Source organism: Streptomyces sp. NPDC008139, from assembly GCF_042957025.1.
GTDB lineage: Bacteria > Actinomycetota > Actinomycetes > Streptomycetales > Streptomycetaceae > Actinacidiphila.
On the sequence record NZ_JBIBHM010000009.1, the window covers coordinates 357,872 to 376,637 of the forward strand.

Consider the following 18,766-nt stretch of genomic DNA (forward strand, 5'->3'; position numbering starts at 1 on the left):
CGCGCCCTGGTTCGACGTGACCGGCGGTGAGAGTCTCCTGGCTCCCGGATCTACGCACTCCCGGCCTTCCAACCGGATTTCCGGCCGTGACGTACGGGTTGGGAGTGCACTCCCCGGTGACAGTGGCGGGACCGCGCCGGATTCGCACCGGACTTCCTCTCCTGCCGCCGCATGGCCTCCGCAGTCCACCACGTGCGCGCAGGCAGGTCAACTCACCGTTGACCTGGGAAGACGGAGTGTGGCGAGGTCCACATCCGCCGCCGAAACCCGTGAGTTCAGGCCACGATCAGATAGATGCCGTACGAGACCGCCGCGGCGCACACGGCGAAGCAGGCGTAGCCGCCGGTCCGGGCGAGCAGGGCGCCCCCGTGGGAAACGGAGCCGGCCCCGGATGCGGCAGGGGAACCGGAGCCGGAGTCGGACGCCGGAGCGGAGCCGTGCTTGGTGAGGCCGACGATGCCGAGGGTGAACAGGCCGACCAGGCCCACGGTCGCCACGAGGGTGACGCCGAAGACCGTGCCGAGCGCGTGCCAGTCGATGCTCATGAGGGGGTCCCTGGGTCCTTGAGGTAGAGCGGGGAGGCGCGGGGGAGGGGCAGGTCAGGCCGTGGCGGGAGCGCCCGGAACGGTGTCGGAGGGGGCGCCGGGTACGACGGTCCCCGCGGGCGGCGGGATGACGGCCGCGATGGCCGCGGTGACCGCGCCCTGCGGCTCGACCGCCGCGTCAGGACCGGAGGCCGGGTCGCCGTCCAGGTCGTTGACGTTGGCGTGCGTGACCGGCTTGCGGCGCGACGCCGTACGGATGACCGCGCACACCGCCAGGCCGAGGACCGCCACCGCGGTGACGCCCCAGGTGCCCTCGTCGGCCAGCAGCGCGGCACCGGCCGCGACCAGTCCGGCGGCGGGCAGCGTGAGCCCCCACGCGGCGACCATGCGGCCCGCGGTGCTCCAGCGGACCACCGCGCCCTTGCGGCCGAGGCCCGCGCCCATCACCGAGCCGGAGCAGACCTGCGTGGTGGACAGCGCGAAGCCGAGGTGCGAGGAGGCGAGGATGGTGGCCGCGGCGCCGGTCTGGGCGGCGAAGCCCTGCTGCGGCTGGATGTCGGTGATGCCCTTGCCCATCGTGCGGATGATCCGCCAGCCGCCGATGTACGTACCGAGCGCGATGGCGCTGCCCGCCGAGACGATGACCCACAGCGGCGGGTCGGCGTGCGGGGCGACGACGCCGCCGGTGATCAGCGCCAGCGTGATGACGCCCATCGTCTTCTGCGCGTCGTTCGTGCCGTGCGCGAGCGAGACCAGGCCCGCGGAGGCGATCTGGCCCGCCCGGTAGCCCTTGGAGGTGGCCTCGGGGTCGGCGTGGCGGCCGATCCGGTAGGTGAGCCGGGTGGCGAGCGTGGCGGCGAGACCGGCCACGATCGGCGCGGCGACGGCCGGGATGAGCACCTTCATGACCACCGCCTCGCCGTGCACACCGTGGGTGCCGACCGAGACGAGGGTGGCGCCGATGAGGCCGCCGAACAGGGCGTGCGAGGAACTGGACGGGAGTCCGGCCAGCCAGGTGAGCAGATTCCAGACGATCGCGCCGACGAGCCCGGCGAAGATCACCTCTGGTCTGATGCCGGAGGACTCGTCGATGATGCCGCCGGAGATGGTCTTGGCGACCTCCACCGAGAGGAAGGCGCCGACGAGGTTGAGCACGGCGGACATGGCCACCGCCGTCTTTGGCTTGAGTGCGCCGGTCGAGATGGTGGTGGCCATCGCGTTGGCGGTGTCGTGGAAACCGTTCGTGAAGTCGAACACGAGTGCGGTGACGATCACGATTCCGATCAGGAGCGTGATGTGTTCCATGTACCCAGGCATTCGTTTGATCGGACAGTGGCGAGGCGACCGTACGGAGAGCGGATGAACGGAAGATGAACTGACGGCGGCTTTGTGGTGCCGGAGCGGTCGGGCGGCCTCAGTCAGTATCAAGCCGATCCGGCCGATCGGACCCCTCGGGGAGGCGATCCGCGCCCGTCGGGGGCCGGGCGGTGATAATGCCCGTGTGCAGGACTCCTTGGAGAAGGCTTGGTCGGACGTGGTGGACACCGCCCGGCGCACGGTCGCCGACGGGCTGGTGGTCGGCACCTCGGGCAATGTCTCGGCCCGCGTCGGCGATCTCGTGCTGGTCACCCCGACCGGCGTCCCCTACGACCGGCTCGGCCCGGCGGACGCCGTAGTGGTGGATCTCACGGGCCGCCGGCTCATGGGGGAGCTGCGGCCGACCAGCGAACTGCCCATGCACCTGGCCGTCTACCGCGCCACGGACGCCCGCGCGATCGTGCACACCCACGCCGCGCACGCCACCGCCGTCTCCACCCTCGTCGACAAGCTGCCCGTCATCCACTACATGGCGGCGGCCCTCGGCGGCCAGGTCAGGGTCGCGGACTACGCCACCTACGGCAGCCAGAGGCTGGCCGCCGCCGTCCTCAAGGCGCTCCGCGACCGCACCGGCTGCCTGATGCGCAACCACGGCACCCTCGTGTACGCCGACACCCTCGACAAGGCGTACGACAACACCGCCCAGCTGGAGTGGATGTGCCGCGTCTGGCTGCTGGCCGGATCGGCCAACGGCCACGAGCCCCGTACGCTCCCTGGCCGCGAGCTGGCCAAAGTCGCGGAAAAGCTGCGCGGCTACGGGCAGGGCGCACCGGAGCCCACCGACTAGACGCCTCGGGCCGCCGCGTCTCCACCGTCTCCACACACGCTTCTCCACGCGCCCGCCGCGCCCGGCCGCCCCGCACACGCCGTCCGCCCCCGTACGTCACTCGCCCGTACGTCACCCGGCCCCGTACGTCACCCGGTCGCCGTCACTCGCCGTACGTCACCCGGCCGCCGCCGTCGCCTGGCCGCTTTCGGCCGACGCGCTCACACTGGAAGAGATGCGTACCCGAACCGCGGTGGCCATGGCAGCCACCACCGTGCTGGGTGCCGGTACGGCCGCGCTGGCGGCCGGCCGGTACGGATCCCGCTTCGCCCTGAGGCCGTCGCTGAGAGGCCCGGTGCCCGAGGGCGATGTGACGCTGCACAGCGTGACCGCGGACCAGGTGGTGCTCACCCGAACCTTGTCCTCGGCCCGCCCCGGCGTCTGGGGCCTGACCGGCGACGATCTGCACGCCGCCGTCGGCGACGTGCTCGACCTGACCCCGTACTCGGTGACCCGGCGGCTGCTGAGCGTCCAGCGCGGCGCCCTCACCCCCGGCGCCCGGGTCCGGCTGACCCCGCAGGCGTGTGCGGGCGACCCCGGCAGCGCCCTCGGCCTGGACCACACCGAGGTCCTGCTGCGCGGCGAACTCGGCCCGCTGCCCGCCTGGTTCGTGCCCGGCGCTCGCGACACCTGGGTGATCGCGGTGCACGGCCTCGGCGCCACCCGCGAGCACCCGTTGAACGTGGCGACCGCCCTGCACGCCCACGGCCTCCCGCAGCTCCTGCTCGCCTACCGCAACGACCCCGGAGCCCCCGCGTCCCCCGACGGCATCGGCCACCTCGGCGCCACCGAATGGCGCGACCTCGACGCGGCGATGCGGTACGCGGTCGAGTACGGCGCCCAGCGGCTGGTGCTCTTCGGCTGGTCCACCGGCGCCACCATGGCCCTGCACGCGCTGGCCGGGTCCCCGGTACGCGACCGGGTCAGCGGCCTGGTGCTGGACTCGCCGGTGCTCGACTGGGAGGCCACCGTCCGCGCCGCCGCCGAGTCCAACGGCGTCCCCGACGCGCTGATGCCGCTCGCAGTCCGCGCCGCCGAGGGCCGTACCGGCCTGCTCCCCGAGCCGGTCGCCGCCGCGGCGGACCCGACACGGCTGACCGTCCCCACCCTGCTCGTGCACGGACCGGGCGACACCCTCGCCCCGTGGGCCGCCTCCCGCGAACTCGCGGCCCTCCGAGCCGACTTGGTGACCCTCCACACCGTGCCCGACGCGCCGCACGCGGCGATGTGGAACGTCAACCCGGCGGACTACGAGGAGACGTTGCGACGATTCCTCACACCCCTGATGTGACCGGTGTCAAGACCGCCCCATCGGGGTGAGAGCCGTCCCGGAAACCCCGCTGAGCTGCGACGACGCGCGCCCGAAGGGGCCCGGAAGAGCGCCCCCGGGGCACCCTTGTAGATCATCGGGCCGGGTTCCGTTTGGGATTATGGGCGCTCACCGGAGAGACTTCTCCAGTGACGTCCCGTAGCCCGCGAGACACTCCGCTCCGCCTTGTCCCCCGACGGCCGCTCACCGCCGCCCGCCGGACCGCAACGACGCGCCGGTCCAGACCCCCGCGGCCGCCCGAGGGCACGCCGCCGCTGTCGCAGCTCGCCCGGCTGGCCCGCGCCGAACTGGCCGACGCCGCACGGCTCTCGCGCTGGGCCGGCACCGGCCCCGGCACCGCGGGACCGACCGGCATACTGCCCGACGACGCCGCCGCGCAGGCCGCAGCGGCGCTCGACCTGACCCGGCCGCAGATCCGTACCGCATGGGACCGGGCGCGGCTGTCGGGGCTGATCGAACTGCACGGCGGCACCGCACGGCCCGGCTGGCGGCTGCGGGCCTGGGACACCGACGACACCGCCGTGCTGCGCGGCTGGGTCGCGCTCTTCGACGCCTGGTCGCTGGCCCACCCCTTCCTGCCGGGCCCGCAGGCCGGTCCCGACCCGGCGCTGGTCGCCGAAGTCATCGAGGCCGCACCGCAGTTGCTGTCCTTCCTGCACCTGTCCAACGAACCGGTGCCGATCGACACCCTGCTCGACCTGCTGCGGCAGCGCGTCGCGGAACTGCGCGCCGAGCGGCACGAACCGCCCGCAGACGGAGTCGGCGACGCCCCCGACCCGCTGCCCGCGCTGCTCGACTGGACCCTGGACGCCGTCGCCCGGGTCGGCGCGCTGCGCCCCCGCGACCCCAAGCGCCCCGACGAGGTGACTCTCACCGCGATCGGGTCCTGGGCGGTGTGGGTCAAGCTGGAGCAGATCTGCGTGGCCGCGCAGGGCCCCGCGGGGCACATGGAGCAGTCCGCCGAGACCATGCTGCGGGCCAGCGCCCGGCTCTCGCCGGGTCCGGCCCGCGCCGAGTACCGCGCCTGGCTGGCCGCCCGCCCGGTCGCGCTGGCCGTCGGCGAGTTGCTGGACACCGCGCGCGGTGACGACGCCCTGCTGCGCGGCCTCGCCTTCGAGGCGCTGCGCGTGGTCGGCGACCCCGCCGAGCCGGCCGTCCGCGGCGTGGTCGAGGAGCCGACGCTGCGCCCCTACGCGGTGCTGTGGCTGGCCGAGTTGGACGGCGGCGACCCGGACACCGCGACCGGCCTGCTGACCCGCGAGGAGGCCACCTGGCTGTGGATCGACACGGCCGCGGCCGTCGCCGACCACGGCGAGGACCACCTGCTCGTCAGCCACCTGGAGACCGCCGTCCAGGGCTCGGTGCCCGGGCTGCTCGAAGAGGTCCGCAACGTCGGCCACCCCAGGACCGTCCAGGTGCTCGTGGCGCTCGCCGCCGCGCACCCGGACCCCGCCCTGGCCAAAGCGATGCGCAGGGCCGCCTTCCAGGTCCACACCGGCGAGGCCTGACCCGCCGCGAGCGGTACGCGACCCCCGCGCCGTACGGCGCGCGGGGACCCGCCCGCCGGTCCTCAGCCGAAGGTGTCGCAGGCCGCCGGGTCCCCGGCCCTCAGCCCGGTGGTGAACCACCGCTGACGCTGCGCCGCCGACCCGTGCGTCCAGGCGTCCGGCGTCACCCGCCCCTGCGCCCGCGACTGGATCGTGTCGTCGCCGACGGCCGCCGCCGCGTCGAGGCCGCGCGCGATGTCGTCGGCCGTGACCGCCGTGATCAATGAGGTGCCGGTGGCCGGATCGAGCGTCCTGGTGGCGTTCTTCGCCCACAGCCCGGCATAGCAGTCGGCCTGCAACTCCACGCGTACGGAGGCGCTGTCGGCCCCGCTGCGGCCGTCCTGGGCCGCGCTCAGAACACCCGTCAGATTCTGCACATGGTGGCCGTATTCGTGCGCGACGACATAACCCTCGGCGAACGGCCCGCCTTTGGCGCCGAATTGGGTCTGCAGGGTCTGGAAGAAACTCAGGTCGATATAGACCTTGCGGTCCGCCGGGCAGTAGAACGGCCCGGTCCGCGGGTCGGCCAGGCCGCAGCCGGTGCTCACCGGAGCGTCGAAGAACACCGTCGGCGCGGTCCGGTACGCGGCGCCGCGGCGGCTGAACTCGGCGGTCCAGTACGCCTGCACGCTGTTGACCACGGCCACGATCCGGCACTGCTCCTGCGCGTTGGCGTCCCGACCGGTCGAACAGCTCCGCGCCAGATCGGCGCCGGCCGCGCGCGTGTCCGAGACGGTGTCGGAGCCGCCGCTGAGGCCGAGTTGGTCGGGGCTGACGCCCAGCACCAGGCCGATCACGACCGCGAGAGCCCGGCGATTCCGCCGCCCACCATCTTCCCGCTGGGGCCGCCGCCCGAACCGCCCCGCCGGTCCTGGACCTGCGAGGTGTCGAGCGGGGTGTCGTCGGCGAACTGCATGTGCCGATTGTGTGTGGTGTGCCCCACTTCGGCGCACCGGTGACCGGGCACCGCCGCGCCCCTGACCGGGGGCGGGAGCACTCGGCCCCGCGACGCCCCGCCCCGCCGGAGCGGTAAACCGTTTGCCGGCCGCCAGTAGACTGAGCCCCATGGCAGTTCTATTCCTCGATTAGCCACGGCGTACGACCTCGCGCCCGTTTCCGTCGTCCGTCCTGTCCTGGAGCTTTTCCCGTGATCACTGCCACCGGCCTTGAGCTGCGCGCCGGCGCCCGCATCCTCATCGAGTCCGCCTCCTTCCGCGTCGCCAAGGGCGACCGCATCGGCCTCGTCGGCCGCAACGGAGCGGGCAAGACCACCCTGACCAAGGTGCTCGCGGGGGAGGGCCAGCCCGCCGCCGGCACCGTCACCCGCAGCGGCGAGGTCGGCTATCTGCCGCAGGACCCGCGCACCGGGGACCTCGACACCCTCGCCAGCGACCGCATCCTGTCCGCCCGCGACCTCGACACCGTCCTGCGCAAGATGCGGGAGAACGAGGAGCGGATGGCCAACGGAAAGGGCGCCACCCGCGAGAACGCGATGAAGAAGTACTCGCGTCTGGAGACGGAATTCCTCACCAAGGGCGGATACGCCGCCGAGGCCGAGGCCGCCACCATCGCCGCCGCGCTCGGACTGCCCGACCGCATCCTCGGGCAGCAGCTCCACACCCTCTCCGGCGGTCAGCGCCGCCGCGTCGAACTGGCCAGGATCCTCTTCTCGGACGCCGACACCCTGCTCCTGGACGAGCCCACCAACCACCTCGACGCCGACTCCATCGCCTGGCTGCGCGACTACCTGAAGACGTACCGCGGTGGATTCATCGTGATCTCGCACGATGCCACCCTCATCGAGACCGTGGTGAACAAGGTCTTCTACCTGGACGCCAACCGGTCGCAAATCGATGTGTACAACATGGGCTGGAAGCTCTACCAGCAACAGCGCGAGGCCGACGAGAAGCGCCGTAAGCGCGAGCGGGCCAATGCGGAGAAGAAAGCCGCCGCCCTGAATTCACAGGCCGACAAGATGCGTGCCAAGGCCACCAAGACGGTCGCCGCGCAGAACATGGCGCGCCGCGCGGAGAAGCTGCTGTCCGGCCTGGAGGCGGTACGCGCCTCCGACAAGGTCGCCAAGCTGCGCTTCCCCGACCCCGCCCCGTGCGGCAAGACCCCGCTGATGGCCGAGGGCCTGTCCAAGTCGTACGGGTCGCTGGAGATCTTCACCGACGTCGACCTCGCGATCGACCGCGGCTCGCGGGTCGTCATCCTCGGTCTGAACGGCGCGGGCAAGACCACGCTGCTGCGCCTGCTCGCCGGGGTCGAGCAGGCCGACACCGGCCAGGTGACGCCCGGACACGGCCTCAAGCTCGGCTACTACGCGCAGGAGCACGAGACGCTCGACCCGGACCGCACCGTGCTGGAGAACATGCGGTCGGCCGCGCCCGACACCGATCTGGTGGAGATCCGCAAGATCCTCGGCTCGTTCCTCTTCTCCGGCGACGACGTCGACAAGCCCGCCGGGGTGCTCTCCGGCGGCGAGAAGACCCGGCTCGCGCTCGCCTCGCTCGTCGTCTCCAGCGCCAATGTGCTGCTGCTCGACGAGCCCACCAACAACCTCGACCCCGCCAGCCGCGAGGAGATCCTGGGCGCGCTGCACACCTTCACCGGCGCGGTCGTCCTGGTCACCCACGACGAGGGCGCCGTGGACGCGCTCCAGCCGGAGCGGATCATCCTGCTGCCGGACGGCGTGGAGGACCTGTGGGGCCAGGACTACAAGGACCTGGTCTCGCTGGCCTGAGCCCCGGCGGCGCCCGGCCGGGCGCCGCCCCGCGCGGGCGCGGGACGGCTCAGAGGCCCGCACCCGCACGAAGTGATCATGTCGATTCGATCATTCGGCCCACTGATCATCCTTCATCTGCGTGAGTCCGGCTCGTACCGCGCGCCCACGGGGCGCGGTACGGGCGACCGCCGCCGTGATCAGTGGTGTGACGTCGGAGAACTCCTTACCGACCACGGCTGACCTGCCCCTATTGCTCGCGCACCGTTCTCCGTACGGAATTGCCGCCCCGGAAAAGCCGCTCCCGGCCCCTTCGCAACGGCGTATCCAGGCATTCCTCCGGTGAATGTCCCGTGATGGACCTTGTCGAATGGGTGGCCAGGAACGCCCTTAGGGGTGATCATGAGAGTCCATAGCGCACTTCCCTGGAGGAGGCACGGGTGGCCGAGACTCTGAAGAAGGGCAGCCGGGTGACCGGCGCCGCGCGCGAGAAGCTCGCGGCAGACCTGAAGAAGAAGTACGACTCCGGTGCGAGCATCCGGGCGCTGGCCGAAGAGACCGGCCGCTCCTATGGATTCGTGCACCGGATGCTCAGCGAGTCCGGCGTGACCCTGCGCGGTCGCGGCGGTGCCACACGGGGCAAGAAGGCCGCCACGGCCTGAGGGCTCCGCGAGTATCAAGGGCCGGGGGCGGTCCGGCGGGTCCGGTTGGTTACTCTTCGGTAATCCAGTCCGGTCCGCTCGGAGGTGCCCAGTGCCCGACGCCAAGATCCTGCTCGAACGTGACGGAGTCCGGCTAGCCGTCGACGACTCCGTCGCGCACATCACCCTGTGCAATCCGGCCAAGCGCAACGCTCAGTCGCCCGCCCTGTGGCGTGCCCTGACCGAGGCGGGCCAGTTGCTGCCGGGACAGGTACGCGTTGTCGTGCTGCGCGGTGAGGGCGTGTCCTTCTCCGCCGGCCTCGACCGCCAGGCGTTCACGCCCGAGGGCTTCGACGGTGAGCCGTCGTTCCTCGACCTCGCGCGTGGCTCGGAGGCCGGACTCGACGCTGCCATCGCCACGTACCAGGACGCCTTCACCTGGTGGCGGCGGACCGACGTCATCACGGTCGCCGCGGTCCAGGGCCACGCCATCGGCGCGGGCTTCCAGCTCGCCCTCGCCTGCGATCTGCGGGTCTGCGCGGACGACGCGCAGTTCGCCATGCGCGAGACCGGTCTCGGCCTGGTCCCCGACCTCACCGGCACCAAGCCGCTGGTCGAACTGGTCGGATACGGCCGCGCCCTGGAGATCTGCGCCACCGGCCGCTTCGTGCACGCCGACGAGGCCGAGCGCACCGGCCTGGCCAACCTCGTCGTGCCCGCCGCCGAACTCGACGCCGCCGTCACCGACCTGGTCGGCGCCCTGCTCGCGCCGCCGCGCGACGCGGTCGTCGAGACCAAGGGCCTGCTGCGCGGCGCCGCCGCCCACACCGAGAAGGAGCAGTACGCGGCCGAACGCGCCGCCCAGGGCCGCCGCCTGCGCGACCTGGCGGGCGTCGGGGAGTAGCCGCCCGTCCGCGCCGGACGTTTCGCGGGGTCCGGGAGGAATCAGCCCGCGTCCGTCACCACGACGGCGGTACGCACCGGGCCGGGCGCGCCCTCGGCCGCCGCGACCGCGACGGCGGCGGCCACCGACCGGGCCACCTCCAGCGGCCGGTGGCCCGGCGACACCGCGATCTGCACCTGAACGCTGCGGCCCGGCGCCTCGTCGGAGCCCGCCGAATCCCCGGCCGAGCCCGCCGCCGTGTCCTGGATCCGCACACCGGAGCCGAGACCGACCGGCCGCCTGCTCAGCCGTACGACACCGGGCACGGTCAGCGCCGCCGTCGCGACGGCTTCCGCGAGGCCACTGGGGTCGAGCGGTACGGGAGCCTCGTCGCCGTCCGGCTCCGCGTCCTCGGCGCCCGCCAGCTCGCTCACGGGTGCGTCGTCACCGTCCAGCAGCCCGGTGACCTGGAGGTCCACCTCCGTCACGGCGATGCCGAGGCCGTCGCGCGCGGTCGTCCACAGCACGTCGCGCAGCCGGTCGGCGGCCTGCGGCAGCGGCTCGTCGGCGGTCGCCTCGAACGACGCCTCGATCCGTACCGGCAGGTGCGGCAGCGCACCCACCGGACCGGACTCCGGCGCCTCGCCCCCGCTTTCCGCCAGCGCCAGGGACACCCCGCCCAGCCGTACCCCGGACAGCCCCGCGGTCGTCCACCGCAGCGCGCGTACGGCCGCGCGCTCGGTCATCCAGGCGTTGTCGTCGGGGGTGCCGAGCGGGAGCAGGCGGCCCAGCGCGACCTGCTCCCGTACGGTCCGGGCCAGTCGGTCCATGGTCACCAGATATCGCCTTCCGCAGGCCGACCACTCTCTTGGGGGGTCGGAACAGCCCTCTCGCCGGTTCCCCGCAGCGCGCGGGGGCATGCGCACATAGTGTGGGGCACGGAGCAGCCCATACGAAGGGACGACTCGCGATGACGGACACCGCACAGTACGACCGGCCGGAGCCCGAGGGCTCGTCAGCGGCCGAGGGCAGGACCCTGGACAAGGGCAGCGCGGGCGGGCGCAAAGCGCTCGGCGACCCGGCCACGCGCGGCCGCACGACGATCGCCGACGGCGTGGTGGAGAAGATCGCCGGACTCGCCGCCCGCGACGTGGTCGGCGTGCACGCGATGGGCACCGGCCTGTCGCGCACCTTCGGCGCGGTCCGCGACCGCGTGCCCGGCGGCACCAAGTCGGTGTCGCGCGGAGTGAAGGCGGAGGTCGGCGAGGTGCAGACCGCGCTCGACCTGGACATCGTCGTCGAATACGGCGTGTCGATCGTCGAAGTGGCCCGCGCCGTCCGGGAGAACGTGGTCAACGCCGTGGAGCGGATGACCGGTCTCGAGGTCGTCGAGGTCAACGTCGCCGTGGGCGACGTGAAACTTCCCGACGAAGATGACGACGACGAGCGTGAGCAACGGGTCCAGTAAGGGTCCAAGACAGTGCAGACGGAGATGGTCAACACGACCAATGGGACGGAGTGCGGACGATGAGCATGGCGGTGATCGGCCTGGCCGTCGGAATGGCGCTCGGATTCGCCGGGTACTTCGGCGGATTCGGTGCTTTTCTGCTGGTGGCGGCGCTCGGTGCGGTCGGTTTCGTGGCGGGCAAATTCCTCGACGGCGACCTGGAACCGGGGGAGTTCTTCCGCTCGCGTGACCGTGGCCGCGACCGCGACCGGCGGCGCTGATGGGGACAGCCGTCCCCGCACCGCTGCCCGCGGCCGACCGCGGGGCACTGCGGATCGCGGACCGGGTGGTCGCGAAGATCGCCGCCCAGGCGGCCGGCGAGGTCCTGACGGACGCGCCGGGCGCCGCACTGGTGCCGAAGGACCACTCCCCGCACGCCTCGGTCTCGGTCCGCAAGGACAGCGCGCGGCTGCGGCTCACCCTCGAACTGGGCTACCCCACCGACATCGGCTCGGTGTGCGGCTCGGTGCGCAGCCATGTCACGACCCGTGTCGAGGCGTTGACCGGCATGTCGGTGCCCGAGGTCGCGGTCGAGGTGGAGCGGCTGCACTCGGCCGCCGACCGCCGCAAGGACGAGGGAAGGGTCCAGTGAGCGACAGCGAGAGTCCCTGGAAGAAGCCGGACGCCGGCGCTGAGCCAGGACAGGGGGCGGAGCGCCGCCCCGAGCCGGGTCCCGCCGACGACCGCTCCCGGCGGACTCCCGAGCACGGCTCGGAACACGCTCAGGACCAGGATTACGGGGCCTCCGAGTACGGCTCCGGGCAGGCTTCCGACGGGGACGACGGCGGCACCGAATACGGCTCGGAGCAGGCTTCCGGGCGGGACTACGGAGCCTCCGAGTACGGCGCGGAACCGGGCGAGGTGTCCGGGGCCGAGCCCGGATACGAGTCCGAGTACGGGCGCGAGTCCGGATACGGCTCCGAGTCCGGATACGGGTCCGGCGTCGCGGCCGAGCAGGGGCCGGCCGCGGGGTACGGCCCGGCGTCCGGTCCGGGATCGACCCCCGCGGGCGGGACCCCCGGCGTCCTCGCCGGAGGCGACACGCTCACGGACCCCGCCACCCGCACCCTTGAGCCGTACGCCCTGACCTCGGATCAGACCCCGGTCAAGGCGCGCCGGTTCTGGGCAGGACGCCGGGTGCCCGCGGCGATCACCGCCGCGGTGCTCCTCGGGATCGCCGGGCTCTTCCTGTACGACATCGCCGCCGTCCGCGCCGACCGGCGCGCGATGGCCTGGCGGACCCGGCTCGCCGACGAGCTGGCCACCCGCCACCTGGACAACGTCTGGGTGATCGTCGGCGCCGCCGTGGCCGCCGTGCTCGGCCTCTGGCTGATCCTGCTGGCCCTCACACCGGGCGAGCGCGGACTGCTGCCGATGACCCGGCGCGGCGAGAACGGCGTCCGTGCCGGACTCGACCGGCACGCGGCCGAACTGGTGCTGCGCGACCGGGCGATGGAGGTCGCGGGCATCCGCTGGGTACGGGTCAAGGTCGGCCGCCGCCGGATCAAGGCGCACGGCTCCTCGCACTTCCGCGAACTCGACGCGGTGCGCACGGACCTGACGACCGCGCTCGGCACCGCCGTACGCCAGCTCGGCCTCGCCAAACCGCCGCAGCTTCACGTCCATGTCCAGCGCGCAGAGAAGAAGGGGTGACCGGGCCGATGCGTACCGTACTGAACCGGGTCCTGCTCGCGCTGACCGGACTCGTCCTGCTGGTCGTGGGCCTGTCCGTGCTGCTCGGCGGCCTCGACCTGCAACGCCGGTGGAATTTCACGATGCCGCACTGGTGGCCCTTCACCGGCCCCAAGGACGTGCTGCTCACCGCGCACGACAGGACCCGCTACCGCTCCGACGGCTGGTGGTGGCCGGTGGTCATCGCCGTGCTCGGCGTGCTCGTGCTCGCCGCGCTGTGGTGGCTGCTCGCCCAGGCCCGCACCCGGCGGCTGCGGCAGCTCCGGGTCGACAGCGGCGACGGACAGGGCGCGCTGCTGCGCGGCCGGGCCGTGGAGAACGTGCTGACCTCGGAGACCGAGGCGTACGACGGCGTGGAGTGGGCCAGAGCGGCGCTGCGCGGCAAGCGGGGCGCACCGGTCGCCCGGATAGTGCTGGGCCTTGCGGCCGACGCCACCCCGGACGAGGTGGTCGCCGGTCTCGACAGCGCGGTGCTCCACCGCGCCTGTACGTCGGCCGGTCTGGACAAGCTGCCCGCCGAGGCGCGGCTGCGCGCGGTCAGGCACCGCGCGGCGCGGGTCAGCTGACCGGCCGCCCGCCCCGCCCTCGCGGAGCCCTCACCGAGCCGTCGGTGAGGGCTCTTCGCGTCCCCGTCACAGGGCGCGCTGGGCGCCGCCGTCCACCGGCAGCAGCACACCGGTCAGATACGACGCGGCGGGCGAGAGCAGGAAGGCCGCGGCCCGGCCGAACTCCTCGGGCGTGCCGTAGCGCCGCAGCGGGATCGTCGCGCTCGCCCGGGCCCTGGCCGCCGCCTCGTCGCCGCCGAGCGCGTCCAGCTCCCGTACCCGGTCGGTGTCGATCCGCGACGGCAGCAGGCCGACCACCCGGATGCCGCGCGGCCCCAGTTCGGCGGCGAGGGTCTTGGCGAAGCCCGCGAGGCCGGGCCGCAGACCGTTCGACATGGCGAGACCCGGGATCGGCTCGCGGATCGAACCGGAGAGCACGAAGCCGATGACACCGCCGTCCGACAGCTCGGCCGCGGCGGCGCGGGCCAGCCGCACCGCGCCCAGGAACACCGTCTCGAAGGACCGCAGCCACTGCTCGTCGGTGCTGTCGGCGGCGGCGCCGGCCGGCGGTCCGCCGACGCTGATCAGCACCCCGTCGACCCGGCCGAAGCGCTCGCGGGCCGCCGTCAGCAGCCGCTGCGCCGTGTCCGGGGCGGAGTTGTCGGCGGCGACGCCCAACGCCGTGTCCTGGCCGCCCAGTTGCCCGGCCGCGGCGGCCACCGCCTCGGCCGTGCGCCCGGAGACCACCACCTTCGCGCCGTCGGCGACCAGCTCGCGGGCCGCGGCGAAGCCCAGGCCGCGGCTGGCGCCGGTGAGGACGTACACCCGTCCGTCGAGTCCGAGATCCATGGTCAGCAGTCCCTTATGGCAGGCACGCCCGACAGGGCGAGCGCGGTGTTGACGAGTCCGACGTGGCTGAACGCCTGCGGGAAGTTGCCCAGCAGCCGCCCGGTGACCGGGTCCCACTCCTCGGCCAGCAGTCCGACGTCGTTGCGCAACGTCAGCAGCCGCTCGAACAGTTCGGTCGCCTCGTCCTGGCGGCCGATCGCGTACAGCGCGTCCGCGAGCCAGAACGAGCAGGCCAGGAAGGCCCCTTCGGAGCCGGGCAACCCGTCCACGCCGACCGCGTCCGGGGTATAGCGGCGGATGAAGCCGCCGAGGTCCAGTTCGCGGCGGACCGCCTCCACCGTGCCGATCACGCGGCGGTCGGTGGGCGGCAGGAATCCCACCTGCGGGATGAGCAGCGTCGCCGCGTCCAGTTCCTTGGAGCCGTAGGACTGCGTGAAGGTGTTGCGCCGCGCGTCGTAGCCCTTCTCGCAGACCTCCGCGTGCACCTGGGCGCGCATCGAACGCCACAGTCCCACATCGCCCTTGAGCCGGGGCAGCGCCTCCACGGTCCGCACCGCGCGGTCGGCGGCGACCCAGGCCATCACCTTGGAGTGCACGAAGTGGCGGCGCGGGCCGCGGACTTCCCAGATGCCCTCGTCCGGCTCGTGCCACTTGGTCTCCAGGAAGTCCATCAGGGCGCGTTGCAGATTCCAGGCGTGCGGCTCGTCGCGCATCCCGGCCGCCCGGGCCAGGAACAGCGAGTCCAACACCTCGCCGTACACGTCGAGTTGGAGCTGTCCCGCGGCGGCGTTGCCGATCCGGACCGGCGCCGAGCCCTCGTAGCCGCGCAGCCACGGCGCCTCGTACTCCGTCAGCCGCCGCTCGCCGCCGATGCCGTACATGATCTGGAGGTCGGCCGGGTCGCCCGCCACCGCGCGCAGCAGCCAGTCGCGCCAGGCGCCCGCCTCCTGGAGGTAGCCGCCCTCCACCAGGGCGTTGAGGGTCAGCGCCGCGTCGCGCAGCCAGCAGTAGCGGTAGTCCCAGTTGCGGACCCCGCCGATCTCCTCGGGCAGCGACGTGGTCGCGGCGGCGGCGATGCCACCGGTGGGCGCGTACGTCAGCGCCTTGAGCGTGATCAGCGACCGCACCACGGCCGACCGCCACGGCCCCTCGTAACGGCAGCGGGCCGACCACTCGTCCCAGTCGGCCAGGGTGTGGTCCAGCGCCTCGTACGGGTCGAACCGGCGCGGGCGCTTCTCGTGGGAGGGGTGCCAGGTCAGTATGAACGCGACCCGGTCGCCCTCGGCGACGGTGAAGTCGGAGTACGTGCGCATGTCCTTGCCGTACGCCCGGACCGGCGGGTCGCTGCGCAGCCAGACCGAGTCGGGGCCCGCGATGGCCACCCGGTGCCCGTCGGCGCGCCGCATCCACGGCACGACCGCGCCGTAGTCGAACCGCAGCGTCAGCTCGGCGCGCATGTCGACCTGGCCCGACACGCCCTCGACGATCCTGATCACATCGGGCGCCCGGTCGCGCTGCGGCATGAAGTCGGTGACCTTGACGGTCCCGGTCGGGGTCTCCCAGAAGGTGTCGAGCACCAGCGTGTCGCCCCGGTACGAGCGGTGCGAACACGTCCGCGCGCCCATCGGCGCCAGCAGCCAGCGGCCGTTGCCCTCGTCACCGAGCAGCGCGGCGAAGCAGGCGGCCGAGTCGAAGCGGGGCAGGCACAGCCAGTCGATGGAACCGTCCCTGCCCACCAGCGCGGCGGTCTGGAGATCGCCGATGAGCGCGTAGTCCTCGATACGTCCTGGCACGGTGCCGCCTCGCCGCCTTCCGGTGGTCCTCGCCTCGCCCGGACACGGTGTGCGCCGGGCTCTCGTCTCCGTAGCGTGCGGGGGCGGGGCGTCAGACCGCTACCGGAACGCTGCCCTCGGGTTCCTGCGGGCTCTCCGGATTGTCCTGCTTCTCGCGGGCCGCGAGCCGTTCGGCGCGCTCGCGGCGCATCAGCACCACCCAGCCGACCGGCACCATGCCCGTGAACAGCCACCACTGGATCGCGTACGCCATGTGCGGGCCGATGCTGCTGTGGTCGGGCTCGGGGATGAGCGCGGGCTGGTGCGGACCGGGCTTCGGTGTGATGGACACCAGCTCCATGTAGCCCGAAAGCAGCGTGTGCGGCATGTACTTCGCGTCCACGGTGCTGCTGATCAGCATGATCTGCCGGTCCGGCAGGCCCGAGCGGTTGCGGATGCCCGTCGACGACGTCGTCTCGTCGGGGCGCAGCCGCCCGGTGACCGTCACTTCGCCGGACGGCGGCGGCGTGATCTTCGGGAACGCGGTCGGGTCGTTGCCCGGCGAGATCCAGCCCCGGTTCACCAGCACCGCGCGGCCGTCGGCCAGCACCAGCGGGGTGATCACGTGGTAGCCGACCTCCTGGCCGCCGCCCGACGTGTCGTCCGAGCCGTCGTTGCCCGCCGTCCGGTGCCGGGCCACCACCTCGTGCGCCGTGTCGAAGTGCCCGGTCGCCGTCACCGACTTGTACAGATCGGTCTTCGGCAGCACGGCACCGGGATGTGTCACCGACTCGACCTCGACCGGGGCGGCCTTCAGGCTCGCCGCGATGATCTTGTTGTTCGCCACCCGGTGCTCGTGCCGATGGAGCTGCCAGAAGCCCAGTCTGACCATGGTGGGCATCATGACCAGACCGAGGAGGGTGAGGATCACCCATTGGCGGGACCAGAGGAAGCGGTACACCCCACGACGGTACAACTCGGTCGGGGCGCGGCGTCCGGAGGGGGGCCTCAGGCGGGGGCGGCCGTGGTCGGACGGGGTGCGGGGCGGTCGGCCGGGCTCAGGCGATCGAGCCGACCTTGTCCACGATCCCGGCCGCGCCCTCCGCCTTCGCGCAGTGCCCGCCGCAGTACCAGTGGCCGTCCACCTCCACGCCGTGGCCGACGATCCGCACCCGGCAGTGCTCGCAGATCGGCGCCATACGGTGGATGGCGCACTCGAAGCTGTCGAAGACGTGCACCGCGCCTTGGGCGTGCACCTCGAAGCTCATGACGTAGTCGTTTCCGCAAACCTCGCATCGGGCCATGTGCCCAGGCTGCTGCCGTGAGCGCGCCGGGGCAACGCGGGAGGCCCCGCGTCGCGCGAGAGTCACCTGGATGGAGGCCCGCCCGGCCTGCCCGACGCCCTAGCCGTGCACGCCCGGCCTGCCCGATGCCCTAGCCGTGCACGCCCGCCGCGGGGGTGACGGCCTTGAGGAGCTCGGTGAAGCGGGCCTCGTCGATGACCGGGGTGGCGAACTGGCGGGCCTTGACGGCCTTCGAGGTGGGGGAGTCCGGGTCGTTCGTGACCAGCAGGCTGGTGAGGCGGCTGACGCTGGAGGCGACATGGAGCCCGGCGTCGGTGGCGCGGTCCTCCAGCAGCTCGCGGTCGATGCCGGTGTCACCGGAGAAGGCGACCCGCATCCCCTGGACCAGGGGCCCGTCGGGAGCGAGGCGGCCGGGGTTGGGATACGGGCACGCGGGCCGTTTGCGGGCCGGGCGCCAGCCGGTGGCGCGGTACGAGCCGGGCCCGTAGGAGGCGCCGGGGCGCGGCGAGGGGACCGTGTCGGAGCCGTCGACCCACTCGGTCAGCGGGCGGCAGGTGTGCAGCGGCAGGGGGAGACCGGCTGCGGCGGCCAGGTGCAGGCTCGGGCGGAACGCCTCGGCCAGGACGCGCGCGTCGTCGAGGGCGTGGTGGGCGCGCCGCTGCTCGACCCCGTAGTGCGCGGCCAGCGACTCCAGCTTGTGGTTGGCCAGGGGCAGCCGCAGCTCCTTGGCCAGGACGATGGTGCACAGCCGCTGCTCGACGGGTGCGACGGACCGGGCGCGCGCGTACTCGCGGGCGAGCATCGACCAGTCGAAGACCGCGTTGTGCGCCACCAGGACGCGCCCCGCGAGGCGTTCGGCGAGCTGGTCGGCGATCTCGGGGAAGAGCGGGGCGTCGGCGAGCATCGCGCTGGTGAGTCCGTGGATCCACACCGGGCCGGGGTCGCGCAGCGGGTTGACGGGCGAATACCAGTGGTCCTGCACCTCGCCGCGGGCGTCCAGCCGGTACACCGCCGCGGACACTATCCGGTCGTCCCGGCCGAGCCCAGTGGTCTCGACGTCGACCACGGCGTAACCGTCCGGATAGGCGGGAGGCCACGGGGACGGCGGCGGTGTCTGGGCGGCCAGGTTGTCGAGCATGGTCACAGAGAATACGGCTCGCCACTGACAGCTACCGCCACCCGCTTTCCTTACTTGTCGGTAACAAGGTCTGGCGGGTGCCCTG

19 protein-coding genes, 1 pseudogene and 1 riboswitch are annotated in these 18,766 nt (G+C 72.9%); of the genes and pseudogenes, 11 read left to right on the forward strand and 9 right to left on the reverse strand.

Translation table 11 applies throughout. The features are described 5' to 3' along the window. Nucleotides 1–30 precede the first annotated feature (30 nt). Nucleotides 31–160, reverse strand: a riboswitch (cobalamin riboswitch). Nucleotides 161–275: 115 nt separating this feature from the next. Further along, on the reverse strand, nucleotides 276–545 hold the full coding sequence (locus ACFZBB_RS21545; protein ID WP_391124596.1) for a hypothetical protein: 270 nt from the start codon (nucleotides 543–545) through the stop codon (nucleotides 276–278). A gap of 54 nt (nucleotides 546–599) precedes the next feature. Further along, nucleotides 600–1,850 (reverse strand): inorganic phosphate transporter, encoded by a 1,251-nt coding sequence (locus ACFZBB_RS21550; protein ID WP_391124599.1) that lies wholly within the window; start codon nucleotides 1,848–1,850, stop codon nucleotides 600–602. Nucleotides 1,851–2,046: 196 nt separating this feature from the next. On the opposite strand from ACFZBB_RS21550, the gene ACFZBB_RS21555 reads away from it, so the two are divergent. The 3 genes from ACFZBB_RS21555 (at nucleotide 2,047) to ACFZBB_RS21565 (ending at nucleotide 5,586) form a co-directional block, all read left to right on the forward strand. Next, nucleotides 2,047–2,709 (forward strand): class II aldolase/adducin family protein, encoded by a 663-nt coding sequence (locus ACFZBB_RS21555; protein WP_391124602.1) that lies wholly within the window; start codon nucleotides 2,047–2,049, stop codon nucleotides 2,707–2,709. Nucleotides 2,710–2,923: 214 nt separating this feature from the next. Beyond that, nucleotides 2,924–4,039, forward strand: coding sequence for a prolyl oligopeptidase family serine peptidase (locus ACFZBB_RS21560; RefSeq protein ID WP_391124604.1), 1,116 nt, complete (start codon nucleotides 2,924–2,926; stop codon nucleotides 4,037–4,039). 167 nt (nucleotides 4,040–4,206) lie between these two features. Next, complete coding sequence (locus ACFZBB_RS21565; protein WP_391124607.1) at nucleotides 4,207–5,586, forward strand: hypothetical protein; 1,380 nt, start codon at nucleotides 4,207–4,209, stop codon at nucleotides 5,584–5,586. A 62-nt stretch (nucleotides 5,587–5,648) separates the two neighbouring features. Here the strand turns inward: ACFZBB_RS21565 and ACFZBB_RS21570 are convergent. Then, nucleotides 5,649–6,541, reverse strand: a pseudogene (locus tag ACFZBB_RS21570) (neutral zinc metallopeptidase). Nucleotides 6,542–6,772: 231 nt separating this feature from the next. Between ACFZBB_RS21570 and ACFZBB_RS21575 the strand changes: the two are divergent. From ACFZBB_RS21575 to ACFZBB_RS21585, 3 genes are all read left to right on the forward strand, one after another. After that, the gene (locus ACFZBB_RS21575) at nucleotides 6,773–8,371 is read left to right on the forward strand and encodes an ABC-F family ATP-binding cassette domain-containing protein (protein WP_355333726.1); all 1,599 of its coding nucleotides are present in this window, start codon (nucleotides 6,773–6,775) and stop codon (nucleotides 8,369–8,371) included. 419 nt (nucleotides 8,372–8,790) lie between these two features. Beyond that, nucleotides 8,791–9,012, forward strand: a complete 222-nt coding sequence (locus ACFZBB_RS21580) for a helix-turn-helix domain-containing protein (RefSeq protein ID WP_188281871.1) — start codon at nucleotides 8,791–8,793, stop codon at nucleotides 9,010–9,012. A 91-nt stretch (nucleotides 9,013–9,103) separates the two neighbouring features. Continuing rightward, nucleotides 9,104–9,895 (forward strand): enoyl-CoA hydratase/isomerase family protein, encoded by a 792-nt coding sequence (locus ACFZBB_RS21585; RefSeq protein WP_355333722.1) that lies wholly within the window; start codon nucleotides 9,104–9,106, stop codon nucleotides 9,893–9,895. Nucleotides 9,896–9,936: 41 nt separating this feature from the next. On the opposite strand, the gene ACFZBB_RS21590 is transcribed toward ACFZBB_RS21585, so the two are convergent. Further along, a complete protein-coding gene (locus tag ACFZBB_RS21590; RefSeq protein ID WP_391124755.1) occupies nucleotides 9,937–10,704 on the reverse strand; it encodes a nucleopolyhedrovirus P10 family protein in 768 nt (255 codons plus the stop codon). A 140-nt stretch (nucleotides 10,705–10,844) separates the two neighbouring features. Between ACFZBB_RS21590 and ACFZBB_RS21595 the strand changes: the two genes are divergently transcribed. The 5 genes from ACFZBB_RS21595 to amaP all read left to right on the forward strand — a co-directional run bounded on the left by ACFZBB_RS21595 (nucleotide 10,845) and on the right by amaP (nucleotide 13,639). Then, nucleotides 10,845–11,342, forward strand: coding sequence for an Asp23/Gls24 family envelope stress response protein (locus ACFZBB_RS21595; RefSeq protein WP_355333717.1), 498 nt, complete (start codon nucleotides 10,845–10,847; stop codon nucleotides 11,340–11,342). 59 nt (nucleotides 11,343–11,401) lie between these two features. Further along, nucleotides 11,402–11,602 (forward strand): hypothetical protein, encoded by a 201-nt coding sequence (locus ACFZBB_RS21600; protein ID WP_188281874.1) that lies wholly within the window; start codon nucleotides 11,402–11,404, stop codon nucleotides 11,600–11,602. Then, on the forward strand, nucleotides 11,602–11,973 hold the full coding sequence (locus ACFZBB_RS21605) for an Asp23/Gls24 family envelope stress response protein (protein ID WP_391124611.1): 372 nt from the start codon (nucleotides 11,602–11,604) through the stop codon (nucleotides 11,971–11,973). The genes ACFZBB_RS21600 and ACFZBB_RS21605 overlap by 1 nt, the downstream gene beginning before the upstream one ends. A gap of 269 nt (nucleotides 11,974–12,242) precedes the next feature. Then, nucleotides 12,243–13,034: a DUF6286 domain-containing protein gene (locus ACFZBB_RS21610; protein ID WP_391124758.1), complete on the forward strand. Its 792-nt coding sequence runs from the start codon at nucleotides 12,243–12,245 to the stop codon at nucleotides 13,032–13,034. Nucleotides 13,035–13,042: 8 nt separating this feature from the next. Continuing rightward, nucleotides 13,043–13,639 (forward strand): alkaline shock response membrane anchor protein AmaP, encoded by a 597-nt coding sequence (gene amaP, locus ACFZBB_RS21615; protein ID WP_391124614.1) that lies wholly within the window; start codon nucleotides 13,043–13,045, stop codon nucleotides 13,637–13,639. 66 nt (nucleotides 13,640–13,705) lie between these two features. Here amaP and ACFZBB_RS21620 read toward each other — a convergent pair whose 3' ends face one another. From ACFZBB_RS21620 to ACFZBB_RS21640, 5 genes are all read right to left on the reverse strand, one after another. Then, a complete protein-coding gene (locus tag ACFZBB_RS21620) occupies nucleotides 13,706–14,467 on the reverse strand; it encodes an SDR family oxidoreductase (protein WP_391124617.1) in 762 nt (253 codons plus the stop codon). 2 nt (nucleotides 14,468–14,469) lie between these two features. Beyond that, on the reverse strand, nucleotides 14,470–16,260 hold the full coding sequence (locus tag ACFZBB_RS21625) for a glycoside hydrolase family 15 protein (RefSeq protein WP_391124619.1): 1,791 nt from the start codon (nucleotides 16,258–16,260) through the stop codon (nucleotides 14,470–14,472). A 91-nt stretch (nucleotides 16,261–16,351) separates the two neighbouring features. After that, on the reverse strand, nucleotides 16,352–17,200 hold the full coding sequence (locus ACFZBB_RS21630) for an SURF1 family cytochrome oxidase biogenesis protein (RefSeq protein ID WP_391124622.1): 849 nt from the start codon (nucleotides 17,198–17,200) through the stop codon (nucleotides 16,352–16,354). A gap of 97 nt (nucleotides 17,201–17,297) precedes the next feature. Then, nucleotides 17,298–17,543, reverse strand: coding sequence for a hypothetical protein (locus tag ACFZBB_RS21635; RefSeq protein ID WP_188281880.1), 246 nt, complete (start codon nucleotides 17,541–17,543; stop codon nucleotides 17,298–17,300). Nucleotides 17,544–17,673: 130 nt separating this feature from the next. Beyond that, nucleotides 17,674–18,681: a DEDDh family exonuclease gene (locus ACFZBB_RS21640; RefSeq protein WP_391044202.1), complete on the reverse strand. Its 1,008-nt coding sequence runs from the start codon at nucleotides 18,679–18,681 to the stop codon at nucleotides 17,674–17,676. Between the last annotated feature and the right edge of the window lie 85 nt (nucleotides 18,682–18,766).

Excerpts from the sequence above, each read along its gene's own strand:
- ACFZBB_RS21545 (WP_391124596.1), bottom strand. The coding sequence starts at position 545 with ATGAGCATCGACTGGCACGCGCTCGGCACGGTCTTCGGCGTCACCCTC.
- ACFZBB_RS21550 (WP_391124599.1), bottom strand. The coding sequence starts at position 1,850 with ATGGAACACATCACGCTCCTGATCGGAATCGTGATCGTCACCGCACTC.
- ACFZBB_RS21560 (WP_391124604.1), top strand. The coding sequence starts at position 2,924 with ATGCGTACCCGAACCGCGGTGGCCATGGCAGCCACCACCGTGCTGGGT.
- ACFZBB_RS21590 (WP_391124755.1), bottom strand. The coding sequence starts at position 10,704 with ATGGACCGACTGGCCCGGACCGTACGGGAGCAGGTCGCGCTGGGCCGC.
- ACFZBB_RS21595 (WP_355333717.1), top strand. The coding sequence starts at position 10,845 with ATGACGGACACCGCACAGTACGACCGGCCGGAGCCCGAGGGCTCGTCA.
- ACFZBB_RS21600 (WP_188281874.1), top strand. The coding sequence starts at position 11,402 with ATGAGCATGGCGGTGATCGGCCTGGCCGTCGGAATGGCGCTCGGATTC.
- ACFZBB_RS21605 (WP_391124611.1), top strand. The coding sequence starts at position 11,602 with ATGGGGACAGCCGTCCCCGCACCGCTGCCCGCGGCCGACCGCGGGGCA.
- amaP (WP_391124614.1), top strand. The coding sequence starts at position 13,043 with ATGCGTACCGTACTGAACCGGGTCCTGCTCGCGCTGACCGGACTCGTC.
- ACFZBB_RS21620 (WP_391124617.1), bottom strand. The coding sequence starts at position 14,467 with ATGGATCTCGGACTCGACGGACGGGTGTACGTCCTCACCGGCGCCAGC.
- ACFZBB_RS21635 (WP_188281880.1), bottom strand. The coding sequence starts at position 17,543 with ATGGCCCGATGCGAGGTTTGCGGAAACGACTACGTCATGAGCTTCGAG.
- ACFZBB_RS21640 (WP_391044202.1), bottom strand. The coding sequence starts at position 18,681 with ATGCTCGACAACCTGGCCGCCCAGACACCGCCGCCGTCCCCGTGGCCT.